Raw genomic sequence first — 14,423 nt, forward strand, 5'->3', positions numbered from 1 at the left:
CTCACTTCAACTGATCCTCGGTGTAGTAGCCACCCTCGACGAGCAGCTTCTCGTAGTTGTCCTTGTAGACGATCTCGGGCTGCAGCAGGTACGCCGGAACGACCTTCTCGCCGTTGTCGTAATCGGTGGTGTTGTTGGTCTCGGGAGTCTGACCGTTGAGCATGGCCTGAGCCATCTGGATCGTGACCTCGGCCAGCTGGCGCGTGTCCTTGTAGATCGTGGAGTACTGCTCACCGGCGATGATCGACTTGACCGACGGCACCTCGGCGTCCTGTCCGGTGACGACCGGGTAGGGCTGACCGGCGGTTCCGTAGCCGTTGCTCTTGAGCGCGGACAGAATTCCGATCGACAGACCGTCGTACGGGGAGAGCACGCCCTGAACCTTCTGGCCCGAGGAGTACGTCTTGGTCAGCAGGTCTTCCATGCGCTTCTGTGCCGTCGCCGGATCCCAGCGCAGGGTGGCAGCGGTTCCGAAGTCGGACTCTCCACTACCGATCTTCAGAGTTCCCTTGTCCAGGTACGGCTTCAGGGTCTCCATGGCACCGTCGAAGAAGAAGGTGGCGTTGTTGTCGTCGGGCGAACCGGCGAAAACCTCGATGTTGAGCGGGCCGGCGGGCGCGTCGGCCTTGTCGGTCCCGTCCTCGTTCTTCAGCCCGAGGCCGACCAACAGTGAGGTGGCCTGGTCGACGCCGACCTTGTAGTTGTCGAACGTCGCGTAGTAGTCGACGTCCGGGGAGTTGCGGATGAGCCGGTCGTAGGCGATGACACCGATGCCGTTGTCCTTGGCTTCCTGCAGCTGGGTGGTGATGGCGGTGCCGTCCACCGAGGCCACGATCAGCAGCTTCGCGCCCTGGGTGATCTGGTTCTCGATCTGGTTGACCTGGGTGGGAATGTCGTTCTCCGCGTACTGCAGGTCGACCTTGTATCCCTGGCCCTCCAGCGCGCTCTTGAGGTTGTCGCCGTCGGCGATCCAGCGGGCGGAGGATTTCGTCGGCATGGTGACGCCGATCAACGCACCTGCGGTGCTGCCGCCCTCGGCCGGAGCCTCGTCTGCGGTCTTGGTACTCGATCCGCACGCGCCGAGCGTGAGGGTGAGGGCCACCGCGGCCGTAGCCATGGATAGCTTTCGAAACTTCATCGTTTCTCCCTGTGTTGTGAGGTAGACCGTGAAGCGGAGGCCGTCGGGTGGTCCCGTGTGGTTCGCATCACATCAAAACGAAAGTGTGAGCGATAACATCGGCATTGTCAAAGAATTCTTTTTGCACCCCGCGTGAGCAGTGTGAGCGCTAACATCTGCCGTCGACGACTCTCGGCAAAGCGCCGAAGTTGCGGCCCGTCAGTGCAGCTCGTGCACCGACTGCTTACCGCTCTTGAGCCAGCGGCTCGGCAGCCGGCCGACCAGCTCGCCGAGCGGATGCACCGCCGCCGAGAGGATCTCCACGGAATCCTGCAGGATGTCGATCGAGATACTCATACGCTCGATGTTCGGAGCCACGGACGTCAGCGTCTCGGAGAGTTTGACCAACTGGTCCAGCGGCCCGCCCTTGGCCGTCAGACGCTCGACGGCACCGTCCTCGGCCAGCATCGTCTCGAGAATGCCGTTCTCCGCGATAGCCCGTTCGATCAGACCGTCCTGACGCGTCAACACCTCGAGCGGACCGTCCTTCGCCGTCAGGCGTTCGAGGGGGCCGTTGGTGGCGGTGATCCTGTCCAGAAGACCGCCCTCGGCGAGCAACCGCTCGAGCGGTCCGTCCTCGGCGAGCAGTCGGTCCAGCGGTCCGCCGGGAGCGAGAATGCGTTCGACCGGCCCACCCGGAGACAGCAGACGCTCGAGCGTGCCGTCCTCGGACGTGAGTCGATCGACGACGCCGCCCTGGGCGAGCAGGCGGTCGAGTGGCCCGCCCTCTTTCAGAGCGTTGCCCAACGCGCGGTCGTCGGAGGTCAGCTGGCCGAGCTGGGTGAGCAGCTGCATCGTGCCGCCGCGCGGATTGGCGAGCGACGCCACACCGGCCGTGCCGGACGCGCCGGTGGCCAACGCCATCCTGGTGGTCGCCAACGCGACCTCTGCGACGCCGATCGCCTGCTCGGCGATGGCCAAGCCGGCCCGTGCGGGCAGTGTGATCGCTGACACCCAGTTCATCGTTTTACTGTAACTGCTTGTAGCCGAGAAAATCAGTGAAGAACCTTCAGTCCCACAACGCAGCCGACGATGCCGACCAGAAGTACGACTTTGAGGAACGACGCTGCTTCGGCACCGGTGATCATCGCGTACGCCACGGTCAAGGTGGCACCGATTCCCACCCACACCGCATACGCGGTTCCGGTGGGCAACGACCGCATCGCGACCGCGAGACCGATCATGCTGAGCACCACCGCGACACCGAAAACGACCGATGGTCCGAGCTTGGAGAAGCCCTCGGACTTACCGAGCGCAGTCGCCCAGATCGCTTCGAGAACGCCGGAAACGACGAGAATCAGCCATGCCATGAGAAATCACCTCTCGGCACCGTCTTGTCGCTGTTCGGGTACGGCGCGCCTCGTCCGATTGTCGGAAGTGACCTGTACGACGGTACCAATTTTTCTTCGGCGGGGACGCGAATTTTCCGGTGTCAGTACGCGTACGTGTTCGTCGGCGGGTCGATGCGCCGGGCCGTGGAGACCGTCATCGTGGGGGTGAAGGCGGTGGCTTCGGTCGCGGACGATGCGTCGACGGTGCCGGTGAGCTGCAGCCAGGTTCCGTCCGGAACATTCTCGAGGACAGTCGAATTGGAGTCCAGATGAATTCGGATGGACCGCGCGTCGGCCGCGCAGCAGATGATCAGGACACGGGCGAGATCGAGACCGTCGGTTGTGCCGTCGACGCGCGGCGACCCACCGTTCGCGGTCGCCACGGCGAATCCGGTGACACTGATCTCCCGGCCGTCGAGGCTGTCCTCCGAATCTCGGACGGCCCGCTGCACGACGTCGAGCAACGCGACGTCCGGGGCCTGCCCGTCGGGTAACGGCGGGAAGGGTGTCTTCTCGTGGGTCGAGACGGCGTCCACGGATCGGTCGCCGACCGCCGAGACACCGAGCGCGGGCGGGGCGACGAGGAGGATCACCGCAATCGGCACGAGCAGCAGCCAATACGGGCGTGCGTCGTGATCGTGGCCGTCCGTCGGCCCACCGCGCCGGATGTCGGCGACAATCGAGGCTGCCGCGAGGACGACGATCAGCACGCCCGCGATCAGCAGATACGGATGCAGTGACGGTTTGACGTACCGAACGAAGCTGCCGTCGAGCGAGATCTTCACGATCGCTCCGCCGAAAAGGAACAGCAGGACGTTCTGCACCTCGCGTTTCATCGCGCGCCGATCAGGAGTCCGCCGACGACCGAGGCGCACACGATCGCCACGACGAAGGTCAGTGGTGCGAAGCGGAGGACGAAACTGCGCCCGAAGCTGCCCGCTTGCATCGCCATCAACTTCAGATCGACGGCCGGGCCGACTACCAGGAAGACCAGGCGCGGGAGCAGCGGCAGCATCGACATACTGGCCGCGACGAACGCGTCGGCCTCCGAACACAGCGCCAGCAGAACCGCCAGAACGGCCATCACCACGATGGCCAGCAGAAGCTGACCGGCCAGGTGCTCGTACACCCGGTCGGGAATCACCAGGTGCAGGGCCGCGGCTGCCGCGGCACCGAACACCAGAAACGCCCCGGCCTGCAGCAGGTCTGCACGAGCCGACTCGCGGAACGTCTCCCACTTCGAGCCTTCGTGATCGTGACCTCGATCCGCCAGCCGCGCGGTGATCCACTCGGCCTTGCCGAATCGCGTCCACAGCCAGCCCATCACCACAGCGGTGGCGAGCGAGGCGAGGAACCGGGCGAGAACCATCGCCGGCTCACCAGGAAAGGCCACCGCAGTCGACACGAGAACGACGGGGTTGATCGCCGGTGCCGACAGCAGAAATGCCAGAGCCGCCGACGTCGGCATTCCCTGATCCATCAACCGCCGGGAGACGGGAACAGCTCCGCACTCGCACCCGGGCAATGCCATCCCGGCGAGTCCGCTCACACCGACCGCCGCGGGCTCGTTTCTCGGGACCACACGTCGAAGCACGGCCGGGGAGACGAACGCGGCGATGCCGCCGCTGACGAGCACGCCCAGCACCAGGAACGGCGTCGCCTGCACGAAGATCCCGGTGAAGACGGTGGCTCCGGTTCGCAGGGCAGGGGAGGCGGCGACCCACTCGGCGAGGTACGGACCTGTCACGATGCCCAACACGAGCAGAGTTGCGAATACGTGCATGGAAGTGACCGTCGGCCCGCGCCTCGGGCGGCGATCGGTGTTCGCAGGGAGCATCGCGCTCCATCATGCCCTCTCTTCGGGCCCCTCTCGTTCGGGGCTCACAGCAACCTCACAGCGAGAGTCCAGCGGACGAGCAGCAACGCGCGCGATGATGGACACCGTGAGCGAAACCCCCGAAGCGCGTGTACTGATCGTCGACGACGAACCGACCATCGTCGAGCTGTTGGCGGTCAGTCTCAAGTTCCAGGGATTCGAGGTCGCGACGGCGTCCTCCGGCCCCGAGGCCCTGGACAAGTCGCGTACCTTTCGGCCCGAGGCACTGATCCTCGACGTCATGATGCCGGGCATGGACGGCTTCGGTCTGCTGCGCAGGCTGCGCGCAGACGGAGTGGATGCTCCGGCGTTGTTCCTGACGGCGCGAGATTCCGTGGAAGACAAGGTGACCGGTCTGACGCTCGGCGCGGACGACTACGTCACCAAGCCGTTCAGCCTCGAGGAAGTGGTGGCTCGGCTCCGGGTGATTCTGCGCCGGTCCGGTCGGACCGAGGAGACGGAATCGTCGCGAGTCGCGTTCGCGGACATCGAACTCGACGACGACACCCACGAGGTGTGGAAGGCAGGCGAGCCGGTCTCGCTCTCGCCGACCGAGTTCACACTGCTGCGGTACTTCATGGTCAATGCCGGAACAGTGCTGAGCAAGCCCCGCATTCTGGATCACGTGTGGCACTACGACTTCGGCGGTGAGGTGGGAGTGGTGGAGTCGTACGTGTCGTATCTGCGTCGTAAGGTCGACACGGGCGATACCCGATTGATCCACACGTTGCGGGGCGTCGGCTACGTCATGCGGCAGCCGCGGTGACCGGCTTCCGCTCACGGCTGGGGGACATCCCGCTGCGCTTCACTCTGGTTGCTGCCCTGCTGCTGTTGGTCGGGCTCGGACTGCTGGCATCGGGTGTCGCGGTGACGTCCTCGTTGGAGACGTCGTTGATGCGTCGCCTCGATCAGCAGTTGGTCGAGGCATCTCGGGGTTGGGCGCAACCGGACTCCCGCCCACTTCCACCCATCGGCGAGCCCAATCCTGGTCGCCCGCCGTCGAATTTCTACGTCCGGTCCGTGGCGAACGACGGCACCGTACGGGGACCCATCAACGATGTGGCAGAAAGTGTTCCGGATCTATCCGGTGTCACCGCCGATCGCCCGACGACGGTCGGCTCCGAGAGCGACCCAGGGAAACAGTGGCGCGTGTTGACGGTGACCAACAGTGACGGATCCACCACTGTGGGAATTCCGCTGGGTCCCAATCAGCAGACCGTCAGCCGACTGATGGTGCTCCAGTTGTACATCGGAGCAGCGGTATTGGTGGTGTTGGGTGTGGTGGCGTACTTCGTGGTGCGGCGCAGCTTGCGGCCGTTGCGTGAGGTGGAGACGACGGCAGCTGCGATTGCCGCAGGCGATCTGCACCGGCGGGTGCCCCACCGCAGTGAGAGAACGGAAGTCGGTCGACTGTCGGCGGCATTGAACGGAATGCTCTCGCAGATACAGCGGGCGTTCGCGGCGACCGCCGCCTCGGAAGAAGCGGCGCGGGCGTCCGAGGATCGGATGCGCCGGTTCGTCGCCGACGCCAGCCACGAACTGCGGACTCCGCTGACGACCATCCGGGGATTCGCCGAGCTGTACCGGCAGGGGGCGATGAGCGACATCGCATTGTTGATGACGCGGATCGAGGGCGAATCGGCGCGCATGGGACTGCTCGTCGAGGATCTGCTCATGCTCGCGCGACTCGATGCCCAGCGTCCCCTCGAGGTACGTCGTGTCGACGTGCTCACCATCGCCGCCGATGCCGTGCACGATGCGAAGGCTGTCTCGCCCGCACGCGACATCTCGTTGAAGGTATCGGCAGGACCAGGTATTCCGGAGGTCGCCGGCGACGATGCCCGGCTGCGTCAGGTGTTGGCCAACCTCGTGGGGAACGCAGTGCGGCACACGCCCGAGTCCGCGTCGATCACGGTGTGCGTGGGCACCACCGAGGAGTCGGTGGTACTCGAGGTGCAAGACACCGGCCCTGGGCTGGGTGAGGAGGAAGCAGCTCACGTCTTCGAGCGCTTCTATCGCACCGACTCGTCCCGGACCCGTGAGAGCGGGGGCAGTGGGCTCGGCCTGTCCATAGTCGCAGCCCTGGTCGCCGCCCACAACGGGACCGTGGACGTGCGAAGTACTCCCGGCGCGGGTGCAACGTTCCGGGTCGAACTACCCAGGGCTGCAGACTGATCTGCTCACCCGGCCATGGACCGATCCTTCTTGCGTTCGGCGATCTTGGTGTACGCGGCAGCAGCGAGGGGCGCGGCCACGAGCATCGACACCAGCCGGATCACCTGAACGCAGGCGACGAACGTGACGTCAGATCCCGTCGTCGCGGACACGGCGAGCACTGCGGCCAGTCCGCCGGGCGTCGTCGCGAGATAACCGGTCAACATGCTGACTCCGGTGACGGCGGACAGCGCCCAGCCCAGGAGTGCGCAGATCAGACCGATCGTGAGTACGAGCAGCGCGGCCCACGGGAAGATGCGACCGATGGCCCGCAGGCTGGCGACGGTGAAGGCAAGTCCCGCCTGCCATCCGATGACGATGAACGCCAACGGCAGTAGGACTTCCGGGACGGCGATGTCGACGGGCCAGCCGAGTAGCTCGCAGGCTCCGGCGACGATCAAGGGTCCGAGCGTGGCGGGGGCGGGGAGTCGGATCGCTTTCGCGAGCAGGATTCCGACGACGACGGCACCGATCAGAAAGGCCGTGCCGATGTACCACGGTGTCGTCGACGCCTCGTCGCTACCGGACGTGCCACCGGTGTCGGTGTGAAAGGCGAAGGTGACGATCAACGGCATCGTGACGACCACCAACGCCACGCGAAGGTACTGGACCACGGCGACGATGCGCTCGTCACCGCCGAGCTCGCGGGCGACCGACACCAGACCTGTTGCGCCACCGGCAATCAGAGACAGTGCTCCGGTCACCGGATCGACGTCGCGGTGCAGTGCCAGCAGGGCACCGCAGCCGGCACTGACGATCAGGGTTGCCAACCCGACGGTGACCGCGGGAAGCCAGTTCTCTCCCAGCGCAGCGAGGGTGTCGGTGTCGAGCATGAGTCCGATCGTCACCGCCAGCGTGCCCTGCGCTGCCATGGACGCGGGACGGGGGACCGCGGCCGGACCCAACCCGGTCAATGCGAACACCACGGCGACGACGAGTGCGGCGAACAGCGACGGCGCGGTCAGGCCCAGACTCGCGAAAAGGGCCCAGCCCCCGACGGATACGGCCGCGAGGCCGATCCATCGGAGGCTGTGCCGCACTACGGTCGTCACCTTGTCGGCAACATTCACGCTCCGGACTTGACCAGTAGAACCGGAACCGGAATTTCGAGCAGCAGGCGCTGAATCGTCTGTCCCATCAGGAACTTGCCGACTGCCGAGCGGTGCCGGGAGCCGACGACGAGGATCTCGGACTTCTGCTCCTCCACCAGAGTCAGCAGAGTGTTCACGGCGTCGGGATCGGGGCGACCCACCGCCACGGTCCAGGCCACGGCCTCGGCGTTGTCGATGTCGGCCAAGGCGGTCTCTACTGAGGTGGAGACCGCAGCGGTTTCGCCTGCCTCGGCGGACGGCTCGGCCGATCCCGACAGTGCGTGCAGGACGACCAGATCGGTCTCTCTGATCCGAGCTTCTCGAACGGCGGCCGCGAGTGCTGCGCGGCCCTCGGGTGAATTGTTGTGCAGTACGCCAACAGTCATGACGGTGTCTCTTTCAGGAAGGTGGGGGTGAGGGATCAGCCGAACGGAATCTGACCGAGGACGATGCCGACCGCCAGCATTGCGAGGGAGACGACCACCGCTCGCCACAACACCTTCTTGTGGTGATCGGCCAGCGAGACTCCGGCCAGGGTCACCAGGAGCAGGATGGCCGGAACCAGCGGGCTCTGCAGGTGGACGGGCTGACCGGTGATGGAGGCGCGGGCCATCTCGACCGGGTCGATGCCGTACTTGCTTGCGGTCTCGGTGAGCACCGGCAGGATGCCGAAGTAGAACGCGTCGTTGGTCATGAAGAACGTCAGCGGGATGCTCAGGATGCCGGTGATGACGGCCAGGTACGGGCCCATGCCCGACGGGATGACGTTGAGCAGCCACTCGGCCATGGCCTCGACCATGCCGGTGCCCTGGAAGACGCCCGTCAGGATTGCTGCAGCGAGCACCATGGCGACGACGGAGACGATGGAGGACGAGTGCCGAGCGATCGCGTCGCCCTGCTCCTTGACCTTCGGGAAGTTGACCGTCAGCGCGATCGAGGCAGCGATCATGAACAGCACCGGGATGGGAAGAATGTCCATGACCAGGATGACGAGGAGAACGACCGTCAGAGCAGCGTTGAACCACAGCAACTTCGGGCGCAGCGTGTCGCGATTGGGGTCGAGACCGTCGAAGAACTGACCCGATTCGCCGGAGCCGTCCGATCCGCCGGTTCCCGCTCCGCCGGTTCCCTTGCCGCCGTTACGGATGCTTCCGCCGCCGCCCGAGGAAACAAGTTCGGGTTCGTAGATCAGCTTGCCGATGCGTCGACGCTCCATGATGCCGAGGTGAACGGCGAAGAGCAGCACGATGATCAGGCCGACGATCATCGACGGAACCATCGGAACGAACACGTCGGACGGGGAGATTCCCAGAGCGGATGCAGCGCGAACCGTCGGGCCGCCCCACGGGATGATGTTCATCGTGCCGTTGGCAAGTCCGGCGACGACCGTCAGAATGACCGGGCTGACACCGAGTTTCAGGTAGAGCGGCAGCAGTGCGGACGTGACGATGATGAAGGTGGTCGAGCCGTCGCCGTCGAGCGAGACGACCATGGCCAGAATAGCCGTTCCGACAACAAGTTTCATCGGGTCGTTGCGTACGACACGCAGGATGCCGCGCACCAGTGGGTCGAACAGTCCGACGTCGATCATGATTCCGAAGAAGATGATCGCGAAGAACAGCAGGGCCGCGGTGGGAGCGAGGGACTTGATGCCGTCGGTGATCATGTCACCGATGCCGAGTCCCGCGCCGGCCAGCAGACCGAAGATGACGGGGACGAGGGTGAGTGCGACGACGGGCGTGGCTCTCTTGGTCAAGATCAAGAACATGAAGGCGGCTACCATGAGGAAGCCGAGTATCACCAACATCGTGCACTCCTTCTCGAAATGTGTGAGGTGGGTCCGGTTGGACTACGTGTTGTGACTGAAGTTACGTAACCGGCATCACATGTTCGCCGTTGTGCGCACTACCCGCGCAAGCAACGTAAAGAGCCTTTTGCGCATTGTGCTCGAGCAGCTCTCGCTCTAGCCTTGGCTGGTGCGATTGAGGACTCAAGTGCTGCTGCTGCAGGCCGCGTTGGTTGCGGTGGCGCTGGCAGTGGCGTTCGGAGTATTCGCGATCAGTAGCGGCGAACAGGCCAGCGAGGAGTACGGCGAGCGGGCACTCGCGGTCGCGCGGACCGTAGCCTCCGACCCCGAGGTGCGTTCGCTCGTGGGGCAGTTCTCGGCCGCGGACACCGCGGGCACCGATGCTGCGCCGGCGGGAGTGCTGGCAGGCGGTGCACTGCAACGGACGGGCGAAAGCGCCCGGGAGCGCACCGATGCTCTGTTCGTCGTCATCACCGACGACCGGGGACTGCGCCTGGCACATCCGGATCCGACCGTCCTGGGGCAACGGGTGAGTACCGATCCGTCCGGCGCATTGGCGGGCAACGAGGTCGTCGAATCCCAACGCGGCACACTGGGCGACTCCGTCCGTGCCAAAGTGCCCATCCTGGCTCCGGGCTCGGCAGACGTCGTGATCGGCGAAGTGAGCGTCGGAATCTCCACGACGGCAGTGCGAACCGAGCTGGTGAAGGATCTGATCAACGGCGCACTGGTCACCGGCGCAGTGCTGCTGTTGGGTGTGCTCGGGTCGATCCTGTTGGCGCGCAGGTGGAAGCGGCTGACCCTGGGCCTCGAACCCGAGGAACTCGCCGAGCTCGTGCGCGAGCAGGAGGCGGTGCTGCACGGCATCGGCGAAGGCGTGGTGGCCATCGATCCGGACGGCATCGTCACCGTGGTCAACGACGAGGCGCGCACCTTGCTCTCGATCGAGGGCAAGCCGGGAATGCGCGTGGAGGACATCGGTCTGACACCCAGATTGCTCGAGGTCATCGAGATGCCTACGGGCGAGCCGGTACTCGCGGCTGTCGACGAGGTCGTCGTCATCGCGGCGGCGCGAAAGGTGCTGCGTGACAATCGAGATCTGGGAACGGTACTCACCGTGCGAGATCGAACGGACGTGGAGGCACTGACGCGTCAACTCGACGCGGTGCAGTCGATGTCCGCGGTGCTGCGCGCCCAGCGACACGAGTTCGCGAACCGGATGCATCTGGTCAGTGGGCTGCTGCACGAGGGCCACCCCGATCGGGCGTCGGAGTACATCGACGAGATTCTCGGTGTCGGACCTAGATCGGAGGCGGTCGAGGGCATCGATGCGGTCTCCGACGCCTACCTACGTTCCTTCCTCACGGCCAAGGCGGCACACGCGCGCGAAAGTGGCGTGCGATTGGTGTTGGGGGAGAACACTTGGGTCGGTGGAGAACTGGTCGGACCGGTGGATGTCACTACCGTGCTGGGCAACCTGATCGACAACGCCATCGACGCAGCACGGCTCGGTGCACGTCGACCTGCCGAAGTGGAAGTCGAGCTGGTGCAGGAGGATTCGACCCTGCATATCGTCGTCGTCGATTCGGGTGACGGCGTTGCGTTGGCGCCCGAGCAGGTGTTCGTCGAGGGAGTCTCGACCAAGTCGACGGCAGATACGCCGGGTGGCCGAGGTGTGGGACTGGCACTGAGCCGACAGATCGCGCGAACCCGAGGCGGCGAAGTGACGTTGGCCGATGCCGGCGGGCAGATCACGGCCGACAACGATCGCGGAGGCGCAGTGTTCATCGCCTCGATTCCCGACGCACTACTGATCGAAGAGGTGACGCAATGAAAGTTCTCGTCGTCGACGACGACTTCAGGGTCGCAGATCTGCATGCCGCACTGGTGAATTCGCTCGACCAGTACGAAGTGGCCGCAGTGGCGACGAGTATCGCCCAGGCACGCGAGCTGCTGACGACACAGTCGTTCGACCTGGCACTGGTGGACGTCTATCTGCCGGATGGGTCCGGTATCGACCTGGTGCGAGAGCTGCCGTGTGACGCGGTGGTGCTCTCCGCTGCTGCGGATCAGCACACGGTGCGATCGGCGATGACCGCGGGCGCATGGACGTATCTGATCAAGCCGTTTCCACGCTCGGCGCTGGTCGATCGCCTCACCGGGTATCTCGCATACCGCGGCGCGCTCGATCGTTCGGACGAACTGACTCAGGCGGACATCGACGGTGGGCTCGACGCCCTCCGCCCGCGCGCTGCGGCTCCGTTACCGGCCTCGCAGTCGGTCACCCGAGACCTGGTGCTCGACGCGGTGCGCGGAACGGCGGAGCCGATGTCGGCCGGAGAAGTCGCTGCAGCCATCGGCATTTCGCGAGCGACGGCCCAGCGGTATCTGGCCACCCTGGTGTCCAAGGGTCGGTTGCGAATGCAACTGCGGTACGGATCGACCGGGCGTCCCGAGCAGGAGTACTCGCTACCGCCGGGTGCGTGACATCGCCACGACCGCAGCTCCGACGAGCGAAATGGCCGCGGTGAGCAGAGCCGCGGTGTTCCAGCCCGTGACCAGAGCTGCCGCGGCATGATCGCCGGCAGGCACGGCAACCACCGCAACGACGGTGACCCCGATAGCGGATCCGACGTAGCGCGCGGTGTTGTTGGCCCCGCTGCCCATACCGCCGCGTCCGGGCGGGACGCTGGCCACGGCCTCGCGTCCCAGCGCGGCGTTGAGGACGCCACTGGCGACGCCCGCCACGAGCAGTCCCGGCAGCAGCCGAGGCCAGTCGGCGTCCGCGGCGAGGCCCGTCAGCATCACCATGCCGAGTGCCACACCGATCAGTCCGGCGGCGAGCTGGGTCCGGCCGCTGATGGCGGCCGGGATGCGCCGAGCCAGCAAGGCGGTGACGACCGAGGTCGCAGACCACGCGAACAGCAGAATCGCTGCCCCGAGGGCATCGATGCCGAGCGCGGTGCCCACGAACCCGGCCATGTACGACATCAGTGCGATGATTCCGCCGCCCGTGGTCAGGGCGGCGACCGTGGCGGCGAGAAACGGTGGATGCCGAAACAACGTGAGATCGAGCATCGGGCTCGCACTGCGCAATTCGAGCGCGACGAAGGCCAGCAGCAGGAGGGCGGCGAGAACGAACAACACGATGGGAGTCACGGCGGTCCACCCCTGCCGCCCCTCGACCAGCGCGGCCAGTAGTGCGCCGATTCCCGTGGCCAACAGCACCGCGCCGACCGGATCGAGGCCGCGCGGGGCGTCGGACATGGATTCTTCGACGCGCAGCTGCGCGACGACGGCGAGCACGAGAGTGGCGATCGCGAGGACCACGTACGCCTCACGCCAGCTGGCCCACCGGTCGAGAAGCGCGGCGAGCAGCGGGCCGAGCGCGATACCGGCCCCGACGCTGGCACCCCAGACTCCGCTGGCCTTGGCGCGCACCGGCCCGGCCTGGTGCGTGTGCGCGATGATGCCGAGGCTCGATGCGACGACCGCCGCGCCGCCGAGGCCCTGCAGGATGCGGGCGAGGACGAAGATCAGGGTGTTGGGAGAGACGGCGCAGACGATTGCGCCGACGGCCAGAACGACTGCTCCGAGTACGAACGTGCGGCGACGGCCGAAGTCGTCTGCGACGGTCCCGGTGGTGAGCAACGCGGCGGCGAGACCGATGCTCATCGAGCTCAGAATCCAGGTCCGTCCCGCTGCGTCCGACATCAGGTCCAGCGCGGTGCTGTTGATCGTCGCGAGCGGAGCGGTGAACGCCATCAGCGTCAACAAGGTGCCCGATGCGGCGACGGCCAGTGCGCGGGTGCCGTTCGTGGTGCCGGCGGGCGTGGGTGCAGTGTCGGTCATCGTCGTCTCTCTGGTCTGGTGATCGAACTGTAACCGGCCAACTTGGTTCGGTCAACAGACTGTACGATCGGCGCATGGCACTCGGAACCGACTACGCCCGCCAGGACTGCCCCTTGGCCCGCGCGCTCGAACTCGTCGGCGAGCGCTGGACCATGCTCATCGTGCGCGACAGCTTCTTCGGGGTCCGACGCTTCGGCGACTTCCAGGTCCACCTCGACATTTCCAAGGCAGTCCTGGCTCAACGGCTCGGCACCCTGGTCGATGCCGGATTGCTCGACCGGCAAGCCCGAGCCCATGGCGGCGGCCACGACGACTACGTCCCGACGCACGCCCTCGAAGGACTGTGGCCGGCTGTCTACGCCCTGAGCTACTGGGGCGAGGAACAGAACCCGAAGCCCACGGGCGCACGTCGCCGATTTCTGCATGCGACCTGCGGGACAGATCTGGGACCGCTCGGACTGTGCCCCGAGTGTGGCGTCGCACCCGGCCCACGCGACATCGATACCGACATCGGACCGGGTTACGACCCGGACAACCGATCCGACGCGGTATCGACGCAGCTTCGAACGCGCCGACGGCTACTGGCACCTCTGCGCTGAGCAAGGCGCATCAGTTAGGGACGTGAGCCTCGTGCCCGAGGTGGCGTAGCGCTGCTCGAAGCTTGTCGGCAGCCTCGTCCTGTGACTCCGCGGACGGGTTCGGATCCGCACCGGAGATGTCGAAATTGCCCATGTCGTACGCCGGAAACACGTGCAGATGCAGGTGCGGCACCTCGAGACCGGCGATCAACAGCCCGGCCCTGGGCGCGTCGAACGCCGTCCTGACAGCCTGACCGATGATCTGCGCGACGGCAGTGATCTTGGCGAACACGGCACCGTCGACGTCCTGCCACTGATCGATCTCCGCACGCGGAACCACCAACGTGTGTCCCTGAGTGACGGGGGCAATCGTCAGAAACGCCACGACGTCGTCGTCTTGCCAGACGAACCGTCCGGGAATCTCACCTGCGATGATCTTGCTGAAAATAGAAGCCATGGGGACAGAATGCCTTATTGGGGCGTCTCCCAGGTGATTG

15 protein-coding genes and 1 riboswitch are annotated in these 14,423 nt (G+C 65.7%); of the genes, 5 read left to right on the top strand and 10 right to left on the bottom strand.

The window, feature by feature from the left end; all coding sequences use genetic code 11:
* Position 1: 1 nt before the first annotated feature.
* From chvE to K414_RS0109815, 5 genes are all read right to left on the bottom strand, one after another.
* Positions 2–1,138: a multiple monosaccharide ABC transporter substrate-binding protein gene (gene chvE / locus K414_RS0109795; RefSeq protein WP_027495784.1), complete on the bottom strand. Its 1,137-nt coding sequence runs from the start codon at positions 1,136–1,138 to the stop codon at positions 2–4.
* Positions 1,139–1,336: 198 nt separating this feature from the next.
* Positions 1,337–2,140 carry a hypothetical protein gene (locus K414_RS0109800; protein WP_027495785.1) on the bottom strand — a complete coding sequence of 268 codons (804 nt, stop codon included), beginning with the start codon at positions 2,138–2,140 and terminating at the stop codon, positions 1,337–1,339.
* A 32-nt stretch (positions 2,141–2,172) separates the two neighbouring features.
* Positions 2,173–2,487, bottom strand: a complete 315-nt coding sequence (locus K414_RS0109805) for a multidrug efflux SMR transporter (protein WP_027495786.1) — start codon at positions 2,485–2,487, stop codon at positions 2,173–2,175.
* 13 nt (positions 2,488–2,500) lie between these two features.
* Positions 2,501–2,564: riboswitch (guanidine-III (ykkC-III) riboswitch) on the bottom strand.
* A 45-nt stretch (positions 2,565–2,609) separates the two neighbouring features.
* On the bottom strand, positions 2,610–3,344 hold the full coding sequence (locus K414_RS0109810) for a TIGR03943 family protein (protein ID WP_027495787.1): 735 nt from the start codon (positions 3,342–3,344) through the stop codon (positions 2,610–2,612).
* On the bottom strand, positions 3,341–4,291 hold the full coding sequence (locus K414_RS0109815) for a permease (RefSeq protein ID WP_237606162.1): 951 nt from the start codon (positions 4,289–4,291) through the stop codon (positions 3,341–3,343). Before K414_RS0109815 ends, K414_RS0109810 begins: the two co-directional genes overlap by 4 nt.
* 151 nt (positions 4,292–4,442) lie before the next feature.
* Between K414_RS0109815 and K414_RS0109820 the strand changes: the two genes are divergently transcribed.
* Both K414_RS0109820 and K414_RS0109825 read left to right on the top strand, forming a co-directional pair.
* Positions 4,443–5,150, top strand: a complete 708-nt coding sequence (locus K414_RS0109820; RefSeq protein WP_027495789.1) for a response regulator transcription factor — start codon at positions 4,443–4,445, stop codon at positions 5,148–5,150.
* A 26-nt stretch (positions 5,151–5,176) separates the two neighbouring features.
* Positions 5,177–6,559 carry a HAMP domain-containing sensor histidine kinase gene (locus tag K414_RS0109825; RefSeq protein WP_027495790.1) on the top strand — a complete coding sequence of 461 codons (1,383 nt, stop codon included), beginning with the start codon at positions 5,177–5,179 and terminating at the stop codon, positions 6,557–6,559.
* Between the two features lie 5 nt (positions 6,560–6,564).
* Here K414_RS0109825 and K414_RS0109830 read toward each other — a convergent pair whose 3' ends face one another.
* Genes K414_RS0109830 through K414_RS0109840 form a run of 3 tightly spaced genes read right to left on the bottom strand, consistent with a single transcriptional unit; the run spans position 6,565 to position 9,496 of the window.
* Positions 6,565–7,668, bottom strand: a complete 1,104-nt coding sequence (locus K414_RS0109830; RefSeq protein WP_027495791.1) for an AbrB family transcriptional regulator — start codon at positions 7,666–7,668, stop codon at positions 6,565–6,567.
* Positions 7,665–8,075, bottom strand: a complete 411-nt coding sequence (locus tag K414_RS0109835) for a universal stress protein (RefSeq protein ID WP_027495792.1) — start codon at positions 8,073–8,075, stop codon at positions 7,665–7,667. Before K414_RS0109835 ends, K414_RS0109830 begins: the two co-directional genes overlap by 4 nt.
* Positions 8,076–8,110: 35 nt before the next feature.
* Positions 8,111–9,496, bottom strand: a complete 1,386-nt coding sequence (locus K414_RS0109840) for a citrate:proton symporter (protein ID WP_027495793.1) — start codon at positions 9,494–9,496, stop codon at positions 8,111–8,113.
* A gap of 169 nt (positions 9,497–9,665) precedes the next feature.
* On the opposite strand from K414_RS0109840, the gene K414_RS0109845 reads away from it, so the two are divergent.
* Both K414_RS0109845 and K414_RS0109850 read left to right on the top strand, forming a co-directional pair.
* Complete coding sequence (locus K414_RS0109845; RefSeq protein ID WP_027495794.1) at positions 9,666–11,330, top strand: sensor histidine kinase; 1,665 nt, start codon at positions 9,666–9,668, stop codon at positions 11,328–11,330.
* Entirely contained in the window at positions 11,327–11,983 is a 657-nt protein-coding gene (locus K414_RS0109850) for a response regulator (protein WP_027495795.1), read from the top strand. The genes K414_RS0109845 and K414_RS0109850 overlap by 4 nt, the downstream gene beginning before the upstream one ends.
* Here K414_RS0109850 and K414_RS0109855 read toward each other — a convergent pair.
* A complete protein-coding gene (locus K414_RS0109855; RefSeq protein WP_027495796.1) occupies positions 11,966–13,348 on the bottom strand; it encodes an MFS transporter in 1,383 nt (460 codons plus the stop codon). The genes K414_RS0109850 and K414_RS0109855 overlap by 18 nt on opposite strands.
* 74 nt (positions 13,349–13,422) lie before the next feature.
* Here K414_RS0109855 and K414_RS0109860 point away from each other — a divergent pair, with 74 nt between their 5' ends.
* Positions 13,423–13,947 (top strand): helix-turn-helix domain-containing protein, encoded by a 525-nt coding sequence (locus K414_RS0109860; RefSeq protein ID WP_027495797.1) that lies wholly within the window; start codon positions 13,423–13,425, stop codon positions 13,945–13,947.
* A gap of 10 nt (positions 13,948–13,957) precedes the next feature.
* Here the strand turns inward: K414_RS0109860 and K414_RS0109865 are convergent, their stop codons facing one another.
* Positions 13,958–14,383, bottom strand: a complete 426-nt coding sequence (locus tag K414_RS0109865; RefSeq protein ID WP_027495798.1) for an HIT family protein — start codon at positions 14,381–14,383, stop codon at positions 13,958–13,960.
* Positions 14,384–14,423: the final 40 nt, after the last annotated feature.

The organism is Rhodococcus sp. JG-3 (assembly GCF_000482405.1).
In the GTDB taxonomy this organism is placed as follows: Bacteria; Actinomycetota; Actinomycetes; order Mycobacteriales; family Mycobacteriaceae; genus Rhodococcoides; species Rhodococcoides fascians.

Excerpts from the sequence above, each read along its gene's own strand:
- chvE (WP_027495784.1), bottom strand. The coding sequence starts at position 1,138 with ATGAAGTTTCGAAAGCTATCCATGGCTACGGCCGCGGTGGCCCTCACC.
- K414_RS0109800 (WP_027495785.1), bottom strand. The coding sequence starts at position 2,140 with ATGAACTGGGTGTCAGCGATCACACTGCCCGCACGGGCCGGCTTGGCC.
- K414_RS0109805 (WP_027495786.1), bottom strand. The coding sequence starts at position 2,487 with ATGGCATGGCTGATTCTCGTCGTTTCCGGCGTTCTCGAAGCGATCTGG.
- K414_RS0109810 (WP_027495787.1), bottom strand. The coding sequence starts at position 3,344 with ATGAAACGCGAGGTGCAGAACGTCCTGCTGTTCCTTTTCGGCGGAGCG.
- K414_RS0109815 (WP_237606162.1), bottom strand. The coding sequence starts at position 4,291 with ATGCACGTATTCGCAACTCTGCTCGTGTTGGGCATCGTGACAGGTCCG.
- K414_RS0109820 (WP_027495789.1), top strand. The coding sequence starts at position 4,443 with ATGGACACCGTGAGCGAAACCCCCGAAGCGCGTGTACTGATCGTCGAC.
- K414_RS0109835 (WP_027495792.1), bottom strand. The coding sequence starts at position 8,075 with ATGACTGTTGGCGTACTGCACAACAATTCACCCGAGGGCCGCGCAGCA.
- K414_RS0109840 (WP_027495793.1), bottom strand. The coding sequence starts at position 9,496 with ATGTTGGTGATACTCGGCTTCCTCATGGTAGCCGCCTTCATGTTCTTG.
- K414_RS0109850 (WP_027495795.1), top strand. The coding sequence starts at position 11,327 with ATGAAAGTTCTCGTCGTCGACGACGACTTCAGGGTCGCAGATCTGCAT.
- K414_RS0109855 (WP_027495796.1), bottom strand. The coding sequence starts at position 13,348 with ATGACCGACACTGCACCCACGCCCGCCGGCACCACGAACGGCACCCGC.
- K414_RS0109860 (WP_027495797.1), top strand. The coding sequence starts at position 13,423 with ATGGCACTCGGAACCGACTACGCCCGCCAGGACTGCCCCTTGGCCCGC.
- K414_RS0109865 (WP_027495798.1), bottom strand. The coding sequence starts at position 14,383 with ATGGCTTCTATTTTCAGCAAGATCATCGCAGGTGAGATTCCCGGACGG.